This is a genomic window from Conservatibacter flavescens, assembly GCF_002795425.1.
Classification (GTDB): domain Bacteria; phylum Pseudomonadota; class Gammaproteobacteria; order Enterobacterales; family Pasteurellaceae; genus Conservatibacter; species Conservatibacter flavescens.
In genome coordinates this window covers 1-23,129 of sequence record NZ_PHHA01000016.1, presented here as the reverse complement: position 1 = coordinate 23,129, position 23,129 = coordinate 1, and the positions used below count along the sequence as shown (strand labels likewise).

The 23,129-nt window shown below is 39.9% G+C and carries 16 protein-coding genes, 1 rRNA gene and 1 pseudogene; 7 read left to right on the top strand and 11 right to left on the bottom strand.

The annotated features are described in order from the left end of the window. Position 1 precedes the first annotated feature (1 nt). The 6 genes from rsmA to folA form a co-directional block, all read right to left on the bottom strand. A complete protein-coding gene (gene rsmA / locus CVP05_RS06845) occupies positions 2-859 on the bottom strand; it encodes a 16S rRNA (adenine(1518)-N(6)/adenine(1519)-N(6))-dimethyltransferase RsmA (protein ID WP_100288834.1) in 858 nt (285 codons plus the stop codon). 137 nt (positions 860-996) lie between these two features. Then, positions 997-2,097, bottom strand: a complete 1,101-nt coding sequence (locus CVP05_RS06840; RefSeq protein WP_100288833.1) for an endonuclease/exonuclease/phosphatase family protein — start codon at positions 2,095-2,097, stop codon at positions 997-999. 123 nt (positions 2,098-2,220) lie between these two features. Then, on the bottom strand, positions 2,221-5,322 hold the full coding sequence (locus tag CVP05_RS06835; protein WP_100288832.1) for an efflux RND transporter permease subunit: 3,102 nt from the start codon (positions 5,320-5,322) through the stop codon (positions 2,221-2,223). Positions 5,323-5,344: 22 nt separating this feature from the next. Beyond that, positions 5,345-6,541: an efflux RND transporter periplasmic adaptor subunit gene (locus tag CVP05_RS06830; RefSeq protein WP_100288831.1), complete on the bottom strand. Its 1,197-nt coding sequence runs from the start codon at positions 6,539-6,541 to the stop codon at positions 5,345-5,347. 44 nt (positions 6,542-6,585) lie between these two features. Next, positions 6,586-7,158 carry a TetR/AcrR family transcriptional regulator gene (locus CVP05_RS06825; RefSeq protein WP_100288830.1) on the bottom strand — a complete coding sequence of 191 codons (573 nt, stop codon included), beginning with the start codon at positions 7,156-7,158 and terminating at the stop codon, positions 6,586-6,588. Positions 7,159-7,325: 167 nt separating this feature from the next. After that, the gene (gene folA / locus CVP05_RS06820) at positions 7,326-7,811 is read right to left on the bottom strand and encodes a type 3 dihydrofolate reductase (protein ID WP_100288829.1); all 486 of its coding nucleotides are present in this window, start codon (positions 7,809-7,811) and stop codon (positions 7,326-7,328) included. A 126-nt stretch (positions 7,812-7,937) separates the two neighbouring features. On the opposite strand from folA, the gene proB reads away from it, so the two are divergent. From proB to CVP05_RS06790, 6 genes are all read left to right on the top strand, one after another. Continuing rightward, on the top strand, positions 7,938-9,047 hold the full coding sequence (gene proB, locus CVP05_RS06815) for a glutamate 5-kinase (protein ID WP_100288828.1): 1,110 nt from the start codon (positions 7,938-7,940) through the stop codon (positions 9,045-9,047). A gap of 171 nt (positions 9,048-9,218) precedes the next feature. Continuing rightward, positions 9,219-10,817, top strand: a complete 1,599-nt coding sequence (locus CVP05_RS06810; protein ID WP_100288827.1) for an ABC transporter substrate-binding protein — start codon at positions 9,219-9,221, stop codon at positions 10,815-10,817. Positions 10,818-10,900: 83 nt separating this feature from the next. Further along, entirely contained in the window at positions 10,901-11,905 is a 1,005-nt protein-coding gene (locus tag CVP05_RS06805) for an ABC transporter permease subunit (protein WP_100288826.1), read from the top strand. A 20-nt stretch (positions 11,906-11,925) separates the two neighbouring features. Continuing rightward, positions 11,926-12,819: an ABC transporter permease subunit gene (locus tag CVP05_RS06800; protein WP_100288825.1), complete on the top strand. Its 894-nt coding sequence runs from the start codon at positions 11,926-11,928 to the stop codon at positions 12,817-12,819. Between the two features lie 10 nt (positions 12,820-12,829). Further along, entirely contained in the window at positions 12,830-13,813 is a 984-nt protein-coding gene (dppD, locus tag CVP05_RS06795) for a dipeptide ABC transporter ATP-binding protein (RefSeq protein ID WP_100288824.1), read from the top strand. Beyond that, complete coding sequence (locus tag CVP05_RS06790) at positions 13,806-14,786, top strand: peptide ABC transporter ATP-binding protein (RefSeq protein WP_100288823.1); 981 nt, start codon at positions 13,806-13,808, stop codon at positions 14,784-14,786. Before dppD ends, CVP05_RS06790 begins: the two co-directional genes overlap by 8 nt. Before the next feature lie 71 nt (positions 14,787-14,857). Here the strand turns inward: CVP05_RS06790 and CVP05_RS06785 are convergent, their stop codons facing one another. The 5 genes and pseudogenes from CVP05_RS06785 to cas9 all read right to left on the bottom strand — a co-directional run bounded on the left by CVP05_RS06785 (position 14,858) and on the right by cas9 (position 22,497). Beyond that, positions 14,858-15,667 (bottom strand): DNA ligase, encoded by an 810-nt coding sequence (locus tag CVP05_RS06785; protein WP_100288822.1) that lies wholly within the window; start codon positions 15,665-15,667, stop codon positions 14,858-14,860. A 155-nt stretch (positions 15,668-15,822) separates the two neighbouring features. After that, positions 15,823-16,656: a DUF5718 family protein gene (locus CVP05_RS06780; RefSeq protein ID WP_100288821.1), complete on the bottom strand. Its 834-nt coding sequence runs from the start codon at positions 16,654-16,656 to the stop codon at positions 15,823-15,825. A gap of 1,360 nt (positions 16,657-18,016) precedes the next feature. Then, a complete protein-coding gene (cas2, locus tag CVP05_RS06770) occupies positions 18,017-18,343 on the bottom strand; it encodes a CRISPR-associated endonuclease Cas2 (protein WP_100288819.1) in 327 nt (108 codons plus the stop codon). Beyond that, positions 18,336-19,247: pseudogene (gene cas1, locus CVP05_RS06765) on the bottom strand (type II CRISPR-associated endonuclease Cas1). Before cas1 ends, cas2 begins: the two are co-directional and overlap by 8 nt. 58 nt (positions 19,248-19,305) lie before the next feature. Beyond that, a complete protein-coding gene (gene cas9 / locus CVP05_RS06760; protein ID WP_100288818.1) occupies positions 19,306-22,497 on the bottom strand; it encodes a type II CRISPR RNA-guided endonuclease Cas9 in 3,192 nt (1,063 codons plus the stop codon). Between the two features lie 423 nt (positions 22,498-22,920). Between cas9 and CVP05_RS06755 the strand changes: the two genes are divergently transcribed. Next, positions 22,921-23,129, top strand: a 16S ribosomal RNA gene (locus CVP05_RS06755); the annotation flags it as partial.

The following is a 23,129-nucleotide window of genomic DNA, read 5'->3' as shown; positions in this document are numbered from 1 at the left end:
GTTATTCTTCGTCTTGTATTTCAGTTCGTTCAATTTCCGGCGGATTATCAGCTAAATAGTTAGCTAATCGAGCATAATCCGCAATAGAGAGATTTTCCGCACGTGCGTTTGAGTCAATGGAAAGTGCGGTCAGATTTTCTTCAGAAAATAAGCTTGAAAGGGCGTTTCGTAACGTTTTACGTCGCTGATTGAACGCTTGACTACACACGCGATTAAGCCAATAAAGATCTTTAACGGGATGGGGTAATTGGGTATGAGGAACGAGGCGTACAACAGCAGAATCTACTTTCGGTGCCGGTTTAAATGCGGTTGGTGGCACTTCTAAAACGGGTAAGACTTGGCAATAATATTGCGCCATAATGGTTAAACGTCCATAAGCTTTACTGTTCGGTGTGGCACACAAGCGTTTTACCACTTCTTTTTGCAACATAAAGTGCATATCTTGAATAATGTCATGATATTTAAACAAATGGAACATTAAAGGTGTGGAGATATTATAGGGCAAATTGCCGAATATACGCAGTTTCTGTTGTTTTTCAGCTAATTTCTCGGTGCTATAGAGCTGAGCAAAGTCAAATTGCATGGCATCAGTTTCTATCACAGTGAGTTTTTGATGTAAGAAAGGGTGATGGCGTAGTCGCTCAGCAAGATCACGATCTAATTCAAGAACCGTCAGGTGATGAGTTTGTTCCGCAACGGGTTCAGTTAACGCGCCTAAACCTGGCCCAATCTCGACTAAAAACTGATTGGGCTGTGGATAAATTGCGGCCACAATATTTTGAATAACATTATCGTCATGTAAAAAATTCTGCCCAAAGCGTTTACGGGCAGTATGTCCTAAGTGTTTTTTTGAATGCATAATTTTGGTTGAGTATATTATTTAATTAATTGTACAAATGAATGTCTTTTATAATAAAGCAAAATATATCAGAAACAGGGGGGATTTTCAGCTAATTGACAAAGAAACTTGTGTTTTTCGCTAAGGACTGTTTCTATTTATTGTGAATATTTTTCTTTTACCACATGTTTAATGGGGTCTGCCTTATTAATTTTTGCTCGCGCTTCCTCATTATCTTGTTTCGTCGCTTCGGGTTCTTCTTGAACCATTGCTATAGCTGGCATAAATTGAAATTTTCCATATACAGGGAAATGATCAGAACCTATATTGGGTAGGACTTTAATTTGAGTGATCATGAAATCATTGCTATGAAAAATATGATCTAATGGCCATCGTAATAAAGGATAGTGGGCATGAAATGTACTGAATAGGCCACGTCCTTTGCGGGGATCTAATAATCCACTAATTTGTTGAAATAAGCGGGAGGTAGATGACCATGCGACATCATTTAGATCGCCAAATACCAGTACAGGTTGATCTAAACGTTGAATTTCTTTGCCAACTAATAATAATTCGGCATCTCTATCTGTGGCCGTATCTGATTCTGTCGGACTTGGCGGCATAGGGTGTAAGCAGTAAATACGAATCCATTCATTTGAACGTAATTGCACTTCTGCGGCAATAGATGGAATATCTTCCGTTACCCAATGACGGATTTCCACATTGCGTAATGGTAGTCGCGAATACAGGTGCATGCCATATAAATTATCTAGAGGGATTTTTACGGTATAAATGTAATTTTGTTGTTCTAAAACCGAGAGTTGTTGTTCCCACCATAAATCACTTTCTAGCGTTAATACAATATCGGGTTGCTGCTGTTGAATTTGAGCGAGGAGTAGATCAGACCGGCGATTAGGCGTTAATACATTACTGGTCAGTAATGAAATCGTACGTTCATTTTCTTCACCATCATACTGGCGCACTTCGGGTTGACTGAGGCGTGTATAGGCACTTACTTCTTTAAGCTGATAAAGTAAGCAGAGTACATTCATTCCCCCTATTACCATAAAAACAGGTGATCCAAAATGTGTAACACCAGCGTTTACAAGCAAAGAAATTAAGCTTAACACAGCAATTTGCAAGCGAGGGAAATCGCCTACTCGGAATATCCAATGATCATGTTTAATTAAGGGGAGTAAGGTCGCGATAACAGGCAAGAGTAAAAAAGCGGTAAGTAAGTAATCAAGAAATGTATTCATAGAGCCGCCTGGAAATAATTATCGTAAAAAAATAATAAAATTAAACCGCACTTTTGGCAAACAAAAATCACCATAAAGCTATGAAACAAATAGAGGGGCGTTTATTACGCCCCGTTTATGAGATTAATGTGTTGTTTTATTTGTTGCTTCAATCGGTTTGATTGATTCATCAAATTCAGGTAGCGGCTTGTGTTCACTTGCTAAGAAAGTGTAAATCACAGGTAAGATGAACAAGGTAAACAATGTACCAACTGCAAGACCTGCTACGATGGTTACGCCCATGCTGAAACGAGAGACAGCACCTGCTCCAGTGGCATAAAGCAATGGAATCAGACCCGCAATCATTGCGGCGGTGGTCATCAATATTGGACGTAAACGCACACGGGCAGCTTCCATAATCGCTTCAATACGATTTTTACCATGGTGGAGCTGCTCTTCTTTGGCGACTTCACACATTAAAATACCGTGTTTGGTAATTAATCCAACTAAGGTAATTAGCCCTACTTGTGAGTAAATATTTAATGTGGCCCCTTCTTTGCCAAAGAAACCCAATAAATTGAGGGTTAATAGCGCGCCACTAATAGCTAATGGTACTGAGACAATAATTACCATCGGGTCACGCCAAGATTCAAACTGAATCGCGAGAACAAGGAAGATAATGATAACCGCTAAGGCAAACGTCGTCGCGAGAGCATTACCTTCTTGAATTAATTGTCGTGATTCACCTTTCCAGTCATAAGTATAGCCAGAAGGAAGGAGTTGTGCGCCTTCAGTTTGGAACCATTGAATGCCATCACCTACCGTGCTACCCGGTGTCACAACCGCTTGAATGGTCGCTGAATTCATCTGGCTGAATTTTGGCAAGCTTGCTGGTTGTGGCTCTAAGGTCATATGCACTAAACTGGCTAACGGAATGGATTCTCCGTTGCTCGCAGTGAGGTAAAACCCGTTAAAACTTTCTGGCGATAAACGATCTTTACGTTTAATTTGTCCAATAATTTTATACGCTCGTCCATCAATATCCACACGCTCAATCGTCGCCGCAGAAAGGAATGAACCTAAAGTGGCACTGATATCAGACATGGTGATCCCATAAGTACTCGCTTTTTCACGATCAATTGTGATGTGCATTTGTGCGGTATCAAATTTTAAGTCAAGGTTTAAGTATACAAACTTTCCTGATGCTTGAGCTTTTTGCAGCACCTGACCGGCTACATTAGCTAAATCACTATAATCACCCGCACTTTTAATCACGAAAACCAATGGTGGACCTTGTTCTCCCGTATCGATCTCTGGGAACGCAAAGTTTGAAATACTCACTTCAGGGATGCTTGCCGCTTTCGCGTTTAAATCTGCCATAACTTGATTTTGGCTACGCGTTCTGTCATTCCAATCTTTTAAGGTTGTAATAACAATGGCTTGGTTACTGCTTGGTACACCGGCAACAACCTGGCTATAGTGGGTTTCAGGCGTATCATTTAAAATTGCCTCATAAGGTTTCATGGCATTTTGTACATAATCCACGTTAACATTCGATGGGGCAGTTGCCATACCTAAGAATGCACCTTTATCTTCTATTGGCGTTAACTCGCTAGATAGTGACGATAAAAGAATTGGCAAAGTAACAAAAATCGCACCAGCAAAAAGTAAAACGGATTTACGTGTTGCCATAAATAAGGAGAGTAATCCCATATAGCAATTGGTGATTTTTCCTAAAGTATGTTCTACTCGTTGCTCAAATTTAGATGGCGCACCGCCGTGTTTGAGCATTTTACTACTCATCATTGGAGAGAGGGTTAATGCAACAATTCCTGAAATAAATACAGAACCTGCGAGTGTGAGGGCGAATTCTTTAAATAAAGAACCAGTAATCCCCCCCATTAATGCCATTGGTGAATAAACAGCAATTAATGCGATGGTCATTGAAATAACAGGCACAGCGATTTCACGTGTACCAATGATAGCAGCACGGAATGGTGTTTCACCTAGTTTTATATGTCGGTCAACGTTTTCTAATACCACGATAGCATCATCAACAACCAATCCAATCGCCAAGATAAGCGCGAGTAAGGTCATCAGGTTAATGGAGAAATCCATCATTTGTAACATAAAGATAACCCCGATCAGGGAAATCGGAATGGTGACAATTGGAATACTGATGGCGCGTAGTGAGCCTAAGAATAGGGTAATGACGACTAATACGATGACAACGGCTTCAATAATGGTGTGAATAACCGAATCAATAGAACTATTAATCGCAATGGTTTTATCATAAAGGATATTGCCTTGCATACTGTTTGGCAAATTCTGTTTTATTTGTTCAAAAACAGGATAAACATCTTTTGCCACAGTGAGTGGGTTAGCAGTTGCAGCTTGCTCTATGGCAATAACGACCGCATCTTTCCCGTTGGCGGTTGAACGCACGCTATCACTTTCTTTATTAAGCTCAATTTCCGCAATATCGCGCAAACGAACAAGTTTATCGCCATTGCTAGAGACAACGAGATTACCGAGTTCTTCAACGCTTTTAGTCGTGGTATCTACTTTATTTTTGTATTGTACAAAATAGCCATTGTCATTACCGGCTGCGGTTTGTACGTTATTTCTCGATAAAGCAGTTTGTACAGCACTTGCGGATAAACCTTGTGCTGCCATTTTCTCTGGGTCTAACCAAATACGCAATGCATAGCCTGAGGCATATACTTCAACTTTTGCAATACCATTAACGGTAAACAATTGTGGTTTAACGACGCGTTCAATATAGTCAACAATTTGGCTACTCGCTAGCTTATCAGAGGTGAAACTGATATACATCATACCTGAGCCACCAGTAGAGGCGGTAATAGACGGATCTTCAATACCGCTTGGTAATTCAGAACGGACAGAGTTCACTTTGGCAAGAATATCTGCCAGTGCCGCATTAGGATCCGTATTCAGTTTCATTTTAACGGTAATCGTAGAAGAACTTGGTGCGCTGCTTGATGACATAAAGTCAATATTATCAGCTTGCGCAATGGCTTCTTCTAACGTCGAGGTGACAAATGCTTGGATCAAATTAGCATCTGCACCGGGATAAACAGTACTTACCGTTACCACAGTTGTCGTCATTTTAGGGTATTCACGTACGGTTAGCTTAGAAAAGGCTTGCAATCCTAAAATGATAATCAGCAAGCTAATCGAAATAGCGAGTACGGGACGACGAATAAATATATCTGTAAATTTCATTCTACAATCCTAAACCACTAAATTACATGTTGTTTTCCACTGCGGGTGCAACTGTACCTACGGCTTGTTTGTCAACAATTTTGACTAAACGTCCGTTATTTAAGCTTTGTTGACCACTCGTGACGATTTTATCTCCGACTTTGATATCACCTGCTTTCAATTGTGCATAAATACCTTGACGATCTTCGGTAAAGACAGTGATTTGGTTAGCTCGATAGAGATTGTCGATATCTTCATTATCTTTGAATGTCTCACGATCTTCATCTGATAATGGGCTTAATAGATAAACGGATTCGCCATACATGTTATAACTGACCGCGACTTGAGGAACAACAATTTGATTTTGTTTTGTGGTGAGTGCTACACGTAAGCGAGTAAACATACCAGACATTAAGTTTTGAGCATTGCTTCCGTCAAATGTAGCTTGTACATCAATTAAACCACTTGATGCATTGATCGCAGGTTCAATAGCTGTAATTTTAGCACTAAAGGTTTCTCCTAAACGGGCATCAGCTGTGGCGGTGACTTTTTGGCCGATATGAAGGTTTTCGAGCTCATTTTGTGAAATTGCAAAATCAATTTTCATTTGGCTTCTGTCTTCTACACGTACAATTTGAGTTCCTGCGCTAATAAACTGTCCGGTATTAACTTGGATAATCCCCGTGATTCCGTCAAATGGGGCAATAATTTGCATGCGTTCAATGGTGGCTTTTAAAGAGGCAATTTGAGCAACTGCTTGATCATAAGCGGCTTTAGCACTGTCTAGCTCCGCACGTGACACACTATTTGACTTGATTAAATTGCTATAACGTTGATAGGTTGCACGTAGCGCAGGTAATTGTGCTTCAGCAGCTTTTAACGTCGCTTGTTCTACAGCACTATCTAATTCAACCAAGATATCGCCTTTTTTCACGGATTGCCCGTCTTTAATTAAAATATTTTTAACAACACCACCCATTTGGCTACTCAGCATCGCGCCCTGGTTTGGACGTACAATACCGGTGGTTTCAATGACAGGTGTCCATTCTGCTGCCTTGACTGTCATAGCAGTGACAACTGCAGGGGTTTCCCCCATATTGGCAATATGGTTTGCAATGGCCTTGCTTTTAATCATATTCATCACAATCATTGCAACAAAGACGGCTAAAATTAATAATAAAGCTAAACGGAGTAAAAAAGTACGTGACTTTTTCGGTTTAGCGGCTTGAGGTTGGTTCATAAAAACTCCGTGAGTATTAAGGGATTACCCTAATTAAAAACTAACTATTTTTGGATGCAATTCCAAGTCCGTTGAATAACAGATTCTAAGAGTGCCACGTCAAATTCTTGTTTCTCGCTAACGGATTTAAACGCTAAATTGACCGCACTTTCTAAACTAAGCGTAAATAAGATGTCATCAGACATATTACATAACATATTGGCTTGTTTTGCCATAGAACAAAAACGACGCCATGTATTATTTTCATCGGTTTTGTATTGTTGTAACAATGTTTCAAAACCAGGTAAAGCCTGGTATTGATGCATGTTCAATACTAAGTTTGGATTATCATGTAATAAATGCCATAAATTCCACCACATTTGATGATACTGCTCAAATAACGGCGCTTCGCGGTTATGTTTGTATTTTAAACAACAGGTAAACTGATCAAATACGTAGTGGGCAAGGCGTTCTAATAACTTTTCTTTACTCTTAAAATAGATATAAATTGTACCTGGTGAAATTTGGGCCTCTTTTGCGATTTTATGCATAGAAAGCTGATGAAAGCCATCTCTTGCCATTAATCGTTCTGTGGCCGCAAAGATTTGTTCCACCATTCCTGTTTTACATTGCAACATACATTAAGATTCAGAGTAAGGTTAATATAAACGAACATTCGATGGATTTTACACCCTGAATGAACGTTCGTTCATTTTAAGAGTTTTTATAATTTAATCAAGTTGCAGTTTGTATGGAAATGTAAATCTAATGCCCAGTGTTAACCGCATCGTGTTTTGCATAAAAGTTATGGTTTGCGTTGTAAAATGAGAAAACGCAGATCGTAGGGATTGTTTTCGTCAGCCGGGTGCCATGTTTCTTGTTCAATATGCCATTGGGCCCAGTTTAATTCAGGAAAGAACGTATCCCCGACTAATTCCGTTTGAATGATGGTTAAATATAAACGGTCAGCTTGAGGTAAAGCTTGTTTAAATAATTCACCGCCACCAATCAGCATGATTTCAGGGGAATTTTTAGCAAAATTGACCGCACTTTCTAAACTATCAGCCCAAATAACATTCTCGTGATCAAAAGGGTGGCGGGATAAGACAATATTCGTACGCTTCGGCAAGGGGCGTCCGATAGATTCGAAAGTTTTACGCCCCATAATAACAGGTTTCCCCGTTGTATTTTGACGGAACCAAGCTAAATCTGCTGGGAGATGCCAAGGCATTTGATTGTCTTTGCCGATAACATGGTTTTGGGTCATGGCGACGATGAGGCTAAATGTCATAGAGTATCCTTAATATTGGCAAATAATTCGCTCTATTATATGTATTTTTCAAAAGAGCGGTTAAATTTTTAATAGTTTTGTGCTAATTTACTGCCAAATTTTTGCATAACTTATGGCGTCATAAAAATGTCTGAAAAAAAACTGAAAACTATTGTTGTTAAATTTGGCACAAGCACCTTAACTCAAGGGAGTCCAAAATTAAATCGCCCCCAAATGCTAGAGATTGTGCGCCAGTTGGCTCAATTACATCAAGCCGGTTTTCGTTTGGTGATTGTGACATCGGGAGCCATTGCTGCCGGGCGTGATTATTTAAATCACCCACAATTGCCATCTACCATTGCCTCTAAACAATTATTGGCTTCTGTTGGGCAAAGCCAGTTGATCCAAGTATGGGAACAGTTATTTAAGATTTATGATATTCATATCGGACAATTATTATTAACTCGAGCAGATATTGAAGATAGAGAACGTTTTCTCAATGCGCGTGATACTTTACAGGCATTATTAGATAATCGCATTATCCCCGTTGTCAATGAAAATGATGCGGTGGCAACTGCAGAGATTAAAGTAGGCGATAACGATAATTTGTCTGCTTTAGTGGCGATTTTAGTGCAGGCGGATCAGCTGTATTTATTGACGGATCAGCAAGGTTTATTTGATAGCGATCCACGTAAAAATGCGCAAGCAAAGCTTATTACTGATGTGGAGCAGATCACCGATCATATTCGTTCTATTGCGGGTGGAAGTGGGACGAATTTAGGCACGGGGGGCATGAGTACGAAAATTACTGCAGCAGATGTGGCAACACGTTCGGGGATTGAAACGATTATTGTGCAAGGAAATCGCCCAAATGTGATTGTGGAACTGGCATACGGGCAGCAACATGGCACAAAATTTTATGCCCAAACGGATCCTTTAGAAAGTCGCAAGCAATGGTTATTTGCGGCGCCATCTGCAGGCAGTTTGACTATTGATGAGGGCGCTTCAAAGGCTATGTTGGCGCAATATAAATCTTTGTTACCCGCAGGGATTGTGCAAGTCAATGGCAATTTTTCTCGTGGTGAAGTGGTTAAAATTTTCACACAGGCAGGCAAACAAATCGCACTAGGCATGCCACGTTATAATAGCGATGCTTTAAATTTGATTAAAGGGCATAAGTCTCAAGAAATAGAGCAAATATTAGGGTATGAATATGGGGCGGTAGCCGTTCATCGAGATGACTTGTTGATATTATAAGCCCCTCGTCGGCTGAATAATTGATTTAAAAATAATCAAAGCATAATGATTATTCTTGCCTTTATTTTATATGTGTAATAGTGTATCAGTATCTGTGGCAAATAGGTGTTTATTGTTTGCTCAGGTGCTGAGTATTTTAATATATGAAAAAAACAACATCAGAGGAAATTTATGAAACTTTCAACAAAACTTTCTTTATCTGCATTAGCATTATTATGCTCAAGTGCAGTATTAGCAGCACCGAAAACCTTAGTGTACTGTTCTGAAGCCTCACCTTCCTATTTAAATCCACAATTGGTAACAGATGGTGCAAGTATTGATGCTTCTGGTCAGCAAATTTTTAACCGTTTGACCACTTTTGAAAAGGGAAAAACCGACGTTATCCCATCTTTGGCTGAAAAATGGGACGTTTCTGAGGACGGAAAAACCTATACCTTTTATTTACGTAAAGGCGTTAAATTCCACAGCAATAAAGATTTTACCCCAAGCCGTGACTTTAATGCCGATGACGTACTTTTCTCTTTTAATCGTCAGTTAGATCCAAATCACCCGTACCATAAAGTATCTGGTGGGGCATATGAATATTTCATCGGTATGGATATGCAAAATATTATTTCTAAAGTGGAAAAGCTTGATGATTATACGGTGAAAATTAGTTTAAACGTACCAAACGCTCCGTTTTTAGCAAACTTAGCAATGGATTTCGCTTCTATTCATTCCGCAGAATATGCCGATAAAATGCAAAAAGCAGGGACACTAGAAAAAGTGGATACCGCGCCGATTGGCACAGGACCATTTGAATTTGTGTCTTATCAAAAAGATTCTACTATTCGTTATAAAGCCTTTGAAAATTATTGGGAAGGTAAAGCACCAATTGACCGTCTCGTATTTTCGATTACACCTGATGCGTCAGTTCGCTATGCAAAATTGAAAAAAGGTGAATGCCATGTGATGCCTTATCCGAATCCGGCAGACATTGAAAAAATGAAAACAGATAGCGAAATTAATTTGTTAAAAGAAGCGGGATTAAACGTCGGTTATTTACATTTTAATGTTCAGAAAAAACCATTTGATGATGTGAAAGTTCGTCAAGCATTGAACTATGCGGTAAATAAAGAAGCTATTTTAACTTCGGTATATCAAGGCGCAGGGCAAGTAGCGAAAAATCCAATTCCACCGACAATGTGGGGTTATAACGAGGCTGTCAAAGATTATGAATATGATCCTGAAAAAGCGAAAGCCTTATTAAAAGAAGCGGGTTTTGAAAATGGTTTTGAAACAGAACTTTGGGCAATGCCAGTGTCTCGTCCATATAACCCAAATGCTCGTCGTATGGCGGAGTTAGTGCAAGCAGACTGGGAAAAAGTGGGCGTAAAAGCGAAAATCGTGAGCTATGAATGGGGTGAATACCTAAAACGTATGCGTAACGGTGATGATCCAACTGGCATGATGGGGTGGACAGGTGATAACGGCGATCCTGATAATTTCTTGAATACCTTATTAAGCTGTGCTGCGGTTGAGCAAGGTTCAAATTATGCGAAGTTCTGTTATAAACCATTCGATGAGTTAGTGGTCAAAGCATCACAAATCGCTGATCAAGCAGAGCGGGCTAAATTGTATGAACAAGCACAAGTCATCTTTAAAGAGCAAGCGCCTTGGATTACTATTGCACACTCAACAACGTATCAACCGCTCCGCAAAGAAGTACAAAATTATGTGATTAACCCGTTTGGCTTACACCCATTCTATGGTGTTGATCTAGCAAAATAATTTCTTTTTACTTATAGAAGTGCGGTGCTTTTTAAAAAAGTTTTTGAAAATGCACCGCGCTTTAATTCTTTAAGAGAATGATTATGTTTCAATTTGTTTTCAAACGTATCTTGATGATAATCCCGACCTTTTTAGCGATTACATTAATTACGTTTGCTTTAGTTCATTTAATTCCAGGCGATCCTATTGAGATCCGAATGGGGGAGCGGGGTGTCAGCCCTGAAGTTCATGCGCAAATGATGGAGCAATTAGGCTTAAATAAACCATTACATGAACAATATTTAACTTATGTGGGGAATGTTCTACAGGGTGATTTTGGTAGCTCTTTCCGTAATAATGAGCCAGTATTGAAAGAATTTTTTACGTTGTTTCCTGCAACGGTCGAGTTAGCTTTTTTTGCACTATTGTGGTCGCTGATTTTTGGTATCGCACTGGGCGTAATTGCCGCAGTTAAAAAGGATTCATGGCTCTCTCATATTGTGACGTCTTTATCTTTAACCGGTTACTCTATGCCGATTTTTTGGTGGGGATTAATTTTAATTTTATATTTTTCCACTCCATTGGGATTACCGGCTGGTGGGCGTTTGCCATCAGAATATTGGATTGAAGCTGAAACAGGTTTTATGTTAATTGATACGTGGCGATCGAATGAGCCGGGGGCATTTGTTGCGGCGATTAAATCTTTAATCCTACCTGCCATCGTATTGGGGACGATTCCGCTGGCGGTTGTGACCCGTATGACACGTTCATCTATGTTAGAAGTATTAGGAGAGGATTATATCCGTACAGCGCGTGCAAAAGGTCTGAGTATGACACGTATTGTGATTGTGCATGCTTTACGTAATGCGTTAATTCCAGTTGTGACAGTCGTGGGATTAATTGTAGGACAATTATTATCAGGCGCGGTATTGACTGAAAATATTTTCTCGTGGCCTGGTATTGGTAAATGGATTATTGATGCGATTAATGCGCGTGATTATCCGGTTTTACAAGGCTCAGTGCTAATTATTGCGACAATTATTATTTTGGTGAATTTAACTGTAGATTTGGTTTACGGCATTGTAAACCCACGTATTCGCCATCGTTAGATTTTAAATTGGAGTGACAAATGTCAACGACAACAGAAACTTATGCGCCCCTGCCAAAAACGCCTTTACAGGAGTTTTGGTTTTATTTCAGACAAAATAAAGGGGCGGTAATTGGCTTAAGCTTTATTGTATTGGTGACAATAGTTTGCCTTTTTGCTAATCAAATTGCCCCATATAGTCCGTTAGAACAGCACCGTTCAGATTTATTATTACCGCCGGCATGGTTTGCTAATGGAAATAGTGCCTATTTACTGGGTACAGATGATATTGGACGTGATATTTTATCTCGTATTATTCATGGCGCGAGATTGTCCGTTTTTATTGGCTTAATCATCGTGATCATGTCTTGTGTTGCTGGAGTGATTTTAGGTTTATTAGCGGGATACTATGGTGGTGTAATTGATGTAGTGATCATGCGCTTTGTGGATATCATGTTAGCTATCCCGAGTTTATTGTTAACCATTGGGGTTGTGACGATTTTAGGTCCATCTTTAGTCAATGCTGCGATTGCTATTGCGGTTGTGTCGATTCCAAGTTATGTGCGTTTAACCCGCGCTTCAGTATTGAATGAAATTAACCGTGATTATGTGGTGGCTTCTCGTGTGGCGGGTGCAGGCGTTTTTCGTCTTATGTTTATTGTGATTTTACCTAATTGTCTTGCGCCCCTCATTGTGCAAATGACGATGGGCATTTCTAACGCAATTTTAGAATTAGCCGCGCTTGGTTTCTTAGGTATCGGGGCGCAGCCACCAACACCAGAGTTAGGCACGATGCTTGCAGAATCGCGTGGGTTTATGCAATCTGCAAACTGGTTGGTAACCATTCCAGGCATCGCCATTTTATTATTGGTATTAGCGTTTAACTTAATGGGGGACGGTTTACGTGACGCCCTTGATCCAAAATTAAAACAATAGGAGGAGAGCAATGGCTTTATTAGAGGTAAATCAGCTTTCCGTCCATTTTGGCGATGACACTACGCCATTTAAAGCAGTGGATCGTATTAGTTATCAGGTGGAGCAAGGGGAAGTATTAGGTATCGTAGGTGAGTCGGGTTCGGGCAAATCGGTGAGTTCACTTGCAATTATGGGATTAATCGGACATCCTGGCCGCGTTAGCGCTGAGGCGTTATCATTTGATAATGCCGATTTATTAGCGATGAAGGAAAAAGAAAAACGCAAATTGGTTGGGGCTGAAGTGTCGATGATTTTCCAAGATCCGATGACAAGTTTAAACCCTTGTTATACCGTTGGCTATCAAATTATGGAGGCGCTCAAAGTTCATCAAGGTGGCAGCCATAAAGCACGTTATGCGCGCACGTTAGAATTGCTCAAATTAGTGGGGATTCCTGATCCTAAGTCTCGTATGGAGGTGTATCCACACCAGCTTTCAGGAGGAATGAGCCAGCGTGTTATGATTGCTATGGCGATAGCGTGTAAACCCAAATTATTGATTGCTGATGAACCCACAACCGCACTAGATGTGACCATTCAAGCGCAAATTATGGATTTATTGCTTGAGTTACAGCAAAAAGAAAATATGGCGCTGATTTTGATTACGCATGATTTAGCGTTGGTAGCAGAAGCAGCACACCGTATTATCGTGATGTATGCTGGACAAGTTGTGGAAGAGGGAAGTGCGGTAGAGATTTTTAAAGCACCTAAACATCCTTATACCCAAGCATTATTACGTTCATTGCCGGAATTTTCGGAAGGGAAATCACGTCTTGAATCACTACCAGGTGTTGTGCCAGGTAAATATGATCGCCCTCAAGGTTGTTTATTAAATCCGCGTTGCCCCTATGCCACAGAGCATTGTCGTCAGGTCGAACCGGAGTTACGACAATTAGGGGCGCGCCAAGTCAAATGTCATACCCCGCTTAATGCTGAAGGAGTACCAAGCCATGTCTGAGCAACAGCAAGCTGCACCGTTGTTGGATGCGGTAAATCTAAAAAAATATTATCCAGTGAAAAAAGGGATATTTGGCGAAGCAAAAACCGTAAAAGCGCTAGATGGTGTGTCTTTCCGACTAGAAAAGGGGAAAACATTGGCAGTTGTGGGAGAGTCTGGGTGTGGTAAATCCACATTAGGCCGCTTACTCACCATGATTGAACACCCAACTGAAGGGGAGCTGTATTATAATGGCCAGAATTTTTTGGTGAATGATAAAGAAACCCAAAAATTACGCCGTAAAAAAATTCAGATCGTATTCCAAAATCCTTATGGTTCTTTAAACCCGCGTAAAAAAGTGGGGTCAATTTTAGAAGAACCGTTATTAATTAATACTGATCTTTCCGCAGCTGAGCGGAAAGCGAAAGTATTAGATATTATGGGGAAAGTCGGATTGCGCCCTGAGTTTTATGATCGTTATCCGCATATGTTTTCAGGTGGGCAGCGTCAGCGGATTGCCATCGCTAGAGGTTTAATGCTAAGTCCTGATATTGTCGTGGCCGATGAACCGGTTTCTGCACTTGATGTATCTGTGAGAGCACAGGTATTGAATTTAATGATGGACTTACAAAATGAATTAGGACTGTCTTATGTGTTCATTTCCCACGATTTATCGGTTGTGGAACATATTGCAGATGATGTGATGGTGATGTATTTAGGGCGTTGTGTTGAACAAGGGACTGCGCAGCAAATTTTTAGCCACCCTCGTCACCCTTATACACAAGCGTTATTGTCAGCAACACCAAGATTATCACCGGAGCTGCGCCGTGAGCGGATTAAATTAGAAGGTGAATTGCCAAGTCCGTTGAATCCGCCTAAAGGTTGTGCATTTCATGCGCGTTGTCGTTTAGCGACTGAACGTTGTAAACAGGAACAGCCAGTACTTAGGGAGTATGATGACGGTACTAAAATCGCTTGTTTTATGGTGGAATAAAACATTTTAAAATATGACTGCACTTTTGATAGGAGAGTGTAAATCCATTATACTTAAAGTGCGGTCTATTTTTATTCATTTTTCCGTTCTCGCCAAAAGGTCGCAAATCGTGGCTTACCGTTGTGAGTGATGCCACGGTATTTATAAGTGATGACGCTGCCGATTACTGGTGGATTAATACGATCTTCCAGTTTAAACCCTGAACCAATTTTGAATTGTCCCCGATGGTTCTCGCAAGTTAATGCGCCTAATACATTTGCAAACTGCCCTTTGCCCTTATGATGGGCAATTACCGTACACTCTTCGTCTAATGTACTTTTTATTTTCAAAATTTTCGAGCTGCGCCCAGTTTCATAAGGTGCAGAAGGATCACGGACAATAATGCCTTCGCCTTTTTGCTGTTCAATATGGTGTAGAAACTGTAAAACTTGTGCTTGATTTTGAATGGGAATTTGTTCAATGATCGTGATATAAGGCGTGGGGTGCTTTGCTAAATAATCACGTAGGTGCTGTAAACGTTGAAATAAGTCGCCTTCGGCATGTGGCACATCAAATACATAGAGTTTGAGTTTATCCCAGCCTTTGTCTTCCTGCGAACGGACGATAGATGAAATTTCCTCAAATTGATTTCGTTGGCTAAATAATTCACCGTCAATAGCAAAAGGTGGGAAGTGCTGTGTAAAATAATGAGGTGGAGAAAGGGGCGTGTTATTGCGGGTAAATAATGCCGTACCGTTCCAATAACCGCGAATACCGTCTAATTTTTCGCTCATTACCCAATTCTGTAAATCTTCATTTTTATAAGTATTGACTAACATGACATTTCCATAGCTTGTTAATACTTGACATAAACAGCATAAGCAAAAAATAATATAACGCATACTCACCTCCGGATCGAGGAAGTACTGTAGCTCGAATGAAAAGCGCATACTAGCTTAGCGGGGAATTTTTGCGATCGTGATCGAAAAGATCAAAAAGAAATAAGGAGAAAGTGCGGTAAAAAATATCAATGTTTTTACCGCACTTTATAAAAGACTTAAATAACAGATTGTATGAGGGCTGAAATATCTTCACTAAATTGTTCTTTTTCTGCCATTTCGACAATTTGTTCTTGAGTGTATTTTTGCGCATTATAAACGACCACAATACTCGTATCGCCCACTTGTAAGAAATTGCTTTCACCAAATTCTGTGTAGCGTGTGGCGCCAATACTAATTACGGCTTGAGTTGGGTAATTGGCTTGTTTTAATAACTCAGCAATGTGGTTCATCGGGCCTTGATCGGGCTGATGGTTCATTTTATCTACAATCCAATTCAGTAATTTTTGATGAAAATAACTATAGCTAACGACAGGGCTATTCTCACCATAAGTATTAAGTTTGCCATTACGTTTATGGAAGCAAGCAATGTTATAGTGATCTAATATTCCCCCCTCGTCAAAGTGATCCAGTGCAATTTGAGTTGCGGAAATGCCTTTGGAGTTTGGCCCCCAGTTTTTTTTCTCACAGATTTTCCGTGCATTGGGGCGACGAATTGAACAATCATTATAGGCTGCAAAATGAGTAGGTTTAAGTTCAATCACCTGATTACCGTCGTAATATACGTCACAAATTAATGCGACTTCGGGTTCAATTTGAAGGTTATCGGCATCTTGTGGAAATGCGATCCTATCATGAGAAAGGGGATAGGTAGATAAAAATTGTTCGCTATTGGCAAGCGTGTTGCTCGGCACATAAAACGGAAAAATCGCTTTGGGTTGAATGGCTTCATCTGTTTTTACTTGTAAAAAATCAGCCGCTTCGCCCGCTTGTTCCAAATGCCCAGCAAAATTGCCAGCCACCCCTAAACCGATAAAATGGGTTTTATTCATATAATCCTCCAAGTTGATGAAAGTTAAGAAGAGTTTAAAGAGAAAACACAAGGAAGACAAGCGTTAAAAATATCCAAAAAAGATGCCCCTTAATGTAGAACATCAAGGGGCAGAGCTTTGCGATATATTCTTTTCAGAACAATCTTATTGTAGCAACGTTTCTCATTTCGCTGTGCAACAACGTAGGTATTATGGACGATGAAATGATTACTGTCAAATAAGATCACATAAGTCTTGGCACAACTCAAAAAATCAGAAGAAAGATCTAATGAATTATTGGACGAATTGGAAAAGCACACAATATGGTCTATCTCTCCTGCGTTTAGCATGAGTTGTTGGGTTTTAGTGAGCTGGATTTGGATATGATTGAGAGTTTGGTTATTGAACAGTTGGAGAGGTAAGCTTTTTACTTACTTTTTGTCTTACATGATAACAACAACCTAGCACGCAAAAAACAAGAAAGCTCATCAATAGGGAATTAAGAAATCCTATATTTAAACCAAAATAAAATACAGGGATAGCAAATAAAAACAATGCAGATAAAATAATTAAGAATTTATCTTCAAATGTTGTCGCGGAAATATAACTATCAAAAAAAAACTCTCCCTATACCAAAGAAAAAGGCTAAGGGTAAAAAAATAACAGCTAACAATAACGAGAGGATTAAACCAAACGAAATAATAGACAACGCGCTAAGAAATAGAAATCCCATAATTATCTCCTTTCATTTATTTTTAGGACAAAAGAAAAAATTGTCAATAGATATCGAGAAAAAAACATGAATAATCTACAATTATCAGTATTATTAGGTGCAGTTGATAAATTATCTGCACCAGTTCGACAATCATCAAAAGCGGCAAATGAATTAGCGAAAGAAATTGTGGTATAGGTTCTTTCCTTAAATAATATTGATGGAAATAAATCCTAAGTATCGTGTTGTAGCTCCCTTTCTCATTTCGCTGTGCTACAATTCGTGAGCGTCACTGCTTGAATGCCTAACCGTTGTAGCTCCCTTTCTCATTTCGCTGTGCTACAATCCACATCAAAGCGATATTTACGATTCATTGGTTGTAGCTCCCTTTCTCATTTCGCTGTGCTACAATAGGGTCGCTTTAAGTGATTTATAATCAATGGGTTATGAAGTTTTCTTTCGAGAAATTTTCATAAAAATTAAGGTTTAAGCGGTAGCATTTAAGTAGTTTTTTGCTTATTTCTATCGCTTATATTTTAATGTTTGAGGCTAAAAATGGCGTGTATATTGTACTTACAACGCCATTTTTTACTTTTATTTAGTTCAAAATACATACAATTAGATGATGATTTTATGGATCATTATAGTGAGATGGTTAAACTAAAATCACTAAAAAAGTAGCATTTGGTTTGCATTAACTTTTTGCTCTTGCACTTTTTTCTCTCCAAGTAAAATCAGCATACTGGCGAACTGTTTTTCCGTTACCTCCAAACACCTTACCGATCCCTCTTCAGGTAAGTGAGCAACTAGTCTTTTATTATGTTTGATTAATGCATCTCGGCCACGCACAATGCGTGAATAGACGGAAAGTTGTAGCATTTGGTAGCCATCTTTTAGTAAAAATTGGCGAAATTGATTTGCTGCTCGCATTTTAGCTTTGGTAGTAATGGGTAGGTCAAAGAAAACAATTAGGCGCATAAATAAACTCTCACTCATATTGGTGTTCCTTAAGCGGTAAGATTTCGGGTAATTTTAGCAAATCTGCGTTTTTACTTACTAGCGCTGTTTGCAATGAACCAACCGTGCGATCGATTGCGGCTAATAGGCTAAAAACCTGCCCATTAAATTGTATTTGATAATGTAATAACTTGATTAATCGCTGTTTTGCATGTGGGGTAAGGGGATGGGTTAGTTGGTTGTCTTGGCCAAGCTGCCAAACCAGCAGATCGGCAAGTGGACGAAATGGCTCAATAAAATCATCAGCAAGGTTATAAGGATTGACTTCACTTTTATGAAAAATCCCCCACGCAGGTAGCCAACCATATAAGGTTAACGCACGGGCAATGGCGGAACGTAGCACACTATAAGCATAATTTAAGTGGGCATTAATTGCGTTTTCTTGGGCACGATGAAAACCTTTACCGAAGATTTGGAAATAGCATTGTGCAGCATAGGCTTCCGCATTGTCTTGATCGCCTGATTTAACTCTTTGGGCGATACCTTGCAATTTTTTCGCTAAATCCGCTCGCCTCATCTCAATAAGGGCTTTGGCTTAGTTATAAATTTTTTGTTTGACAATTTTCTGCCAAAGTTGCTTCTTCATAGGCAAGCTCATGTCAAGCTGTAATTTTAATGTTTTAAGCTGGCGAGAATAGTTCATAAATGGCAACCATTGCCCACAGGGCAAAAACTGCTCATCACAGGTTAAAAGTGTTACTCCCTGTTGAGCAAGGGCAGTCAAAAGAGGGACTGTGATAACGACTTCACGACTTTCAATTACAATTACTGCAATATCTTCAATCGGTACGGTAAAGGTATTTTCTGTTTGTTGGATACAGAGCTGATTTTTAAGTAAGGATAATTTACCGCCGTTGCTAATCAGAATAGAACGCCAAGACATTTTTCTTCTCCTTATAAAAATCCCTGCTTAGTTAGAGGATAAGCAGGGAGGGTTTGGATTAACGCACAGGCTGACGTTTGCTCGGTTTGCAAGCTCGAATGACTTTGCCAAGCTCATCGACTTGGAATTTTTCAAAGGAAATGGCAAGTTTAACACCAAGTCCTTGATATACCCCATTTTTTGTTTTTTCAGCTTTTTTATCTAAGTCATGGACCTTGATATCTATTGCTCCTGTTGCGCGATTAAATGCTGAATAATAACCAAAAAATACACCTTTTTTTGTAGTTAATTTAATTAGGTCGTTAGCATATAAGCTGAATTGGAAATGAGCATTTTCGTCCATTTCCTCCCAATTTGCCTCCTCTTCATAGGCTATTACTGCTTTATTTGGCAAGATTCCCTGAGCCACTTGCCAAGTGTAAATCGGCACAAGGAAATATTTCCCGTTTTTGATAAACACATCAACTCGAACCATTGATGCGTTATCGGCAATACCGTTGCCATTACGCACAATTACGCCTGATTTTTGAGTGCGTTCTACCCGTATGGCTTTGACTTGCTGACCACCTTTTTTATAGAACGGTTCGGCAAATGCTTTTTGCGGATCATTATTAAAAGCTTCTAAACGGGCTTTTAAGGCTTGATAGAGTTCGGTTTCACGTTCCCGATTGACCATATTTTCTAAGTCGGAGAGTTTCAGAGAATTCAACCGCACTTTTTGTATACTTAGGTTTTCGGTTAACCGCTTGGCAGATTTGATTGTTTCTAAATGACCTTGTCCCGTCATTTTGCGTGTAGGCATTCGGCTGACGAAAAGTGGGGTGACGAATGAATGATTGGCTTGCGGGCGGCTAGGAAGCTGTATTATCACTTCTTCAGCAGGGTGATCGTCAAACACTCGGATCATGACCTCACGGTGAAAAAATGTCCAAGGTTCAGGGAAATGGAGCGCCTTGATTTCGCCTGTGGCGCGATCTACATATTCGCCGCTAAACGCATTCATTTCTTTTTGTCGTACAAAATCGGTAATCCGTTTTTGCATCGCACGGGTCGTACAGGCAACCACAATGGCATCTAAGGCGTGATGGCGATCGTTTTCCTCTCGTACTTTACTCAATCCCCAGCGAGCTCGAAGCAGGGCGGTAATCTGTCCATTTGAAGTAAACACTTGGCGTTTTTTCTCGCCTGTAAGCTGCATATTCTCCGTGATAAATTGACTTAAAAAACGAGCTACATAGCGCGTATCGTTTAAGTTGCGAGCTTTAAAACTTTCTTCATCTAGGGCAGCGGTTAAAATCCGCTGTTTTTTTGCATAGGGGAAATGACAACCCCGTACTAACGCATTAAAGGTCTGCCAGCGTAAGCTGTTGTGTTTACCGTCTAGCCATTCATAAGGGGTTTGATTGCCTTTATTTTGGTTTTCGATCGCCAATACTAGCACTTTATTATTAAAACTGTCGTCCCAAGTACGGGAAAACGGTAGAGCGTGATCCACTTCTACATATCCTTTTTCATTTAGCCGAGTGATATCAATCGCTTTACCTGAATAGAGGCATTTGCCTTGCTGTTGTTCATACAACCGCATTTTTAGAATATCTTTCCCTTTCGGTTCGCTCACAAAATGTGGGAACAATTCTTTAAATTTTTCGACCGCTCTTTGGCGTTCAGCTTGATTTTGTTCCTGACGTTTTTCTATTTCTCGACGATCTTTAAAGGATTTTCCTACTTCTCGTCCCGTTTCAATATGAATATAGGCAGGTGAGCCGTAACGCCTTACCACTGCATTGATGATTTTTCGGGTCTGCGATAAGGTACGAAGTACAACAGGATTGCGAATTTCATCAGCAGGAATAGCAGGCAAGGTAAGCTGCAATTCAGCAGATTTTGCGCCATAATGGTCGCCATAAATCGTTTTGCATGCGGTGTCATAACGCTCACCTTGTTCCATTAGAGAGAGAATTCTGCGTAAACTTTGTAATGACAAATTGATAAATTTATCGAAGTTGATGTTTTCCAATAAAGCATTGAGTATTGGCTGGCTGATTTTGTCACTGAGGTAAGTGCTTATATCATTATCAGTTTTATACAGCGAAAATGCTGTGCCGATCCTGTCTAATAGGTCAGGCTTAGTCGCTAGTCCCTGCCATTCCGTTTTCAGTCCGGCTCCCTCTAAAGCTTTGCGAATCGCGTGATAGGATTTCATTTCCATTAGGGTGGCTTTTTCACTTTCTTCTAATGTTTTATCTCGCTGATAGCGAATATTAAACCGAGCTTGTTCGCTAAGATCCAATATTTTTCGTACCTGAGTGTAGGTGAGCTTGGCTTTGAGATAAGGCTGGTTAAGTAGTTGTTGGCGTTCGGCATCAAGCAGTGGACGCTCCGAACCACTTTCTAAAATGCGTAAGTTATTCAGCTTTGTAAGCCATATAAAACGCTCGGCAGAATAGGTATTTTTAGCAGCTTTATATTCAGTTGGCTCAAAGGTGCAATGCCCTAACATGTTTAAAATTGCCTCACCCGATAAGGGAGCTCGTTGTGTCATCAATAAATCAATGCATTGAGCTTGAAAGGAGGCTGAAGTGTAAGGATTACCTAGTTTCGCTTGTTTTTCAAATAAAAGTCGCATTTCTGCCTGCAAATCTAACCGATTGAATGTATGAGCATAATCGCCAGCTTTATTGCGGATATGTCCTTTTTCTGAGGCAAATTTTTGCTCGGCAATTTCAGCGGGGCTGCGGTAGGTTTTCGCTAGTAAGAGTTGATGATTAGCATTCACGCCCGAAAGTAACGCGCCTAGCTCTTTATCGTCAGTTTTATTCTCATTTTTCCGCTGTGATAAATAGCCCCGATGTTTTACCAAGTGTAGCAATACTGCCGCCCATTCTTTATTATCTAAACAGCGATCTAATCCTGCTACGCGCAATGACCATACATTATTTGGCAACCGCAAGTTGGCAAAATCTTTGCCACAATCCACTGCTTGTAACACTCCCTCACGTTTTAACAGCCGTTTCATTCTTAATAGGCGGTGAGCACGGCGGCGAATTAATCGTCGCTGTGAACGAGCCAAACGACGAGATAGATTAAGTGATTCACCTGTTTTGGGCACTTCCGCTTTCTCAAAGGTTCGTACGCCCAAATCAATTAAGCTGATAGGATTTTCCTGTGGGTCGATTTCTACTACGGCCCACCCGACCGAGGCAATGCCTAAATCCAGTCCTAAAATATACTTTAACTCTGTGATAGCCATTTTTCGTCCTTTACTGCGACAATTTATTCAATTATCTACGGTTTGATTTGTCTGTAAACTGCAATTTGTACTTAATTTAAGCAAGTGGTAATTTTTTTCAAGTTTTTTGTAAAAAATTACTTGCAAAGGGTTGAGATTTATCTATAATACGCCCCACACAACGACGCGCTGTTGTGAATGAGATTAGCGGTGCGTCGTTTTATTTTCGCTTAAATTCTAGGGTTGTTTTATTTTAGGGTTAAGCAATGGTTCTTTAACAATTTATCAGACAATCTGTGTGGGCACTTGTTGATTGACTTAATGTTGAAATTATTTTTAATTTTGAAGTCTTAATAGGTGCTTAAACTAGAAATTCATTTTTACTTTAGAAGCTTTAAGTAATATGTAAACTTTAGCTAAGCAGTTTATTGAGCGATTGAACTTGAATTGAAGAGTTTGATCATGGCTCAGATTGAACGCTGGCGGCAGGCTTAACACATGCAAGTCGAACGGTAGCAGGAGGAAGCTTGCTTTCTTGCTGACGAGTGGCGGACGGGTGAGTAATGCTTGGGAATCTGGCTTATGGAGGGGGATAACCACGGGAAACTGTGGCTAATACCGCGTAATATCTTAGGATTAAAGGGTGGGACTTT

What these genes read in the sequence shown, in the direction of transcription:
- rsmA (WP_100288834.1), bottom strand. Translation starts at nt 859, where the DNA reads ATGCATTCAAAAAAACACTTAGGACATACTGCCCGTAAACGCTTTGGG.
- CVP05_RS06840 (WP_100288833.1), bottom strand. Translation starts at nt 2,097, where the DNA reads ATGAATACATTTCTTGATTACTTACTTACCGCTTTTTTACTCTTGCCT.
- CVP05_RS06835 (WP_100288832.1), bottom strand. Translation starts at nt 5,322, where the DNA reads ATGAAATTTACAGATATATTTATTCGTCGTCCCGTACTCGCTATTTCG.
- CVP05_RS06830 (WP_100288831.1), bottom strand. Translation starts at nt 6,541, where the DNA reads ATGAACCAACCTCAAGCCGCTAAACCGAAAAAGTCACGTACTTTTTTA.
- CVP05_RS06825 (WP_100288830.1), bottom strand. Translation starts at nt 7,158, where the DNA reads ATGTTGCAATGTAAAACAGGAATGGTGGAACAAATCTTTGCGGCCACA.
- folA (WP_100288829.1), bottom strand. Translation starts at nt 7,811, where the DNA reads ATGACATTTAGCCTCATCGTCGCCATGACCCAAAACCATGTTATCGGC.
- proB (WP_100288828.1), top strand. Translation starts at nt 7,938, where the DNA reads ATGTCTGAAAAAAAACTGAAAACTATTGTTGTTAAATTTGGCACAAGC.
- CVP05_RS06810 (WP_100288827.1), top strand. Translation starts at nt 9,219, where the DNA reads ATGAAACTTTCAACAAAACTTTCTTTATCTGCATTAGCATTATTATGC.
- CVP05_RS06805 (WP_100288826.1), top strand. Translation starts at nt 10,901, where the DNA reads ATGTTTCAATTTGTTTTCAAACGTATCTTGATGATAATCCCGACCTTT.
- CVP05_RS06800 (WP_100288825.1), top strand. Translation starts at nt 11,926, where the DNA reads ATGTCAACGACAACAGAAACTTATGCGCCCCTGCCAAAAACGCCTTTA.
- dppD (WP_100288824.1), top strand. Translation starts at nt 12,830, where the DNA reads ATGGCTTTATTAGAGGTAAATCAGCTTTCCGTCCATTTTGGCGATGAC.
- CVP05_RS06790 (WP_100288823.1), top strand. Translation starts at nt 13,806, where the DNA reads ATGTCTGAGCAACAGCAAGCTGCACCGTTGTTGGATGCGGTAAATCTA.
- CVP05_RS06785 (WP_100288822.1), bottom strand. Translation starts at nt 15,667, where the DNA reads ATGCGTTATATTATTTTTTGCTTATGCTGTTTATGTCAAGTATTAACA.
- CVP05_RS06780 (WP_100288821.1), bottom strand. Translation starts at nt 16,656, where the DNA reads ATGAATAAAACCCATTTTATCGGTTTAGGGGTGGCTGGCAATTTTGCT.
- cas2 (WP_100288819.1), bottom strand. Translation starts at nt 18,343, where the DNA reads ATGAGTGAGAGTTTATTTATGCGCCTAATTGTTTTCTTTGACCTACCC.
- cas9 (WP_100288818.1), bottom strand. Translation starts at nt 22,497, where the DNA reads ATGGCTATCACAGAGTTAAAGTATATTTTAGGACTGGATTTAGGCATT.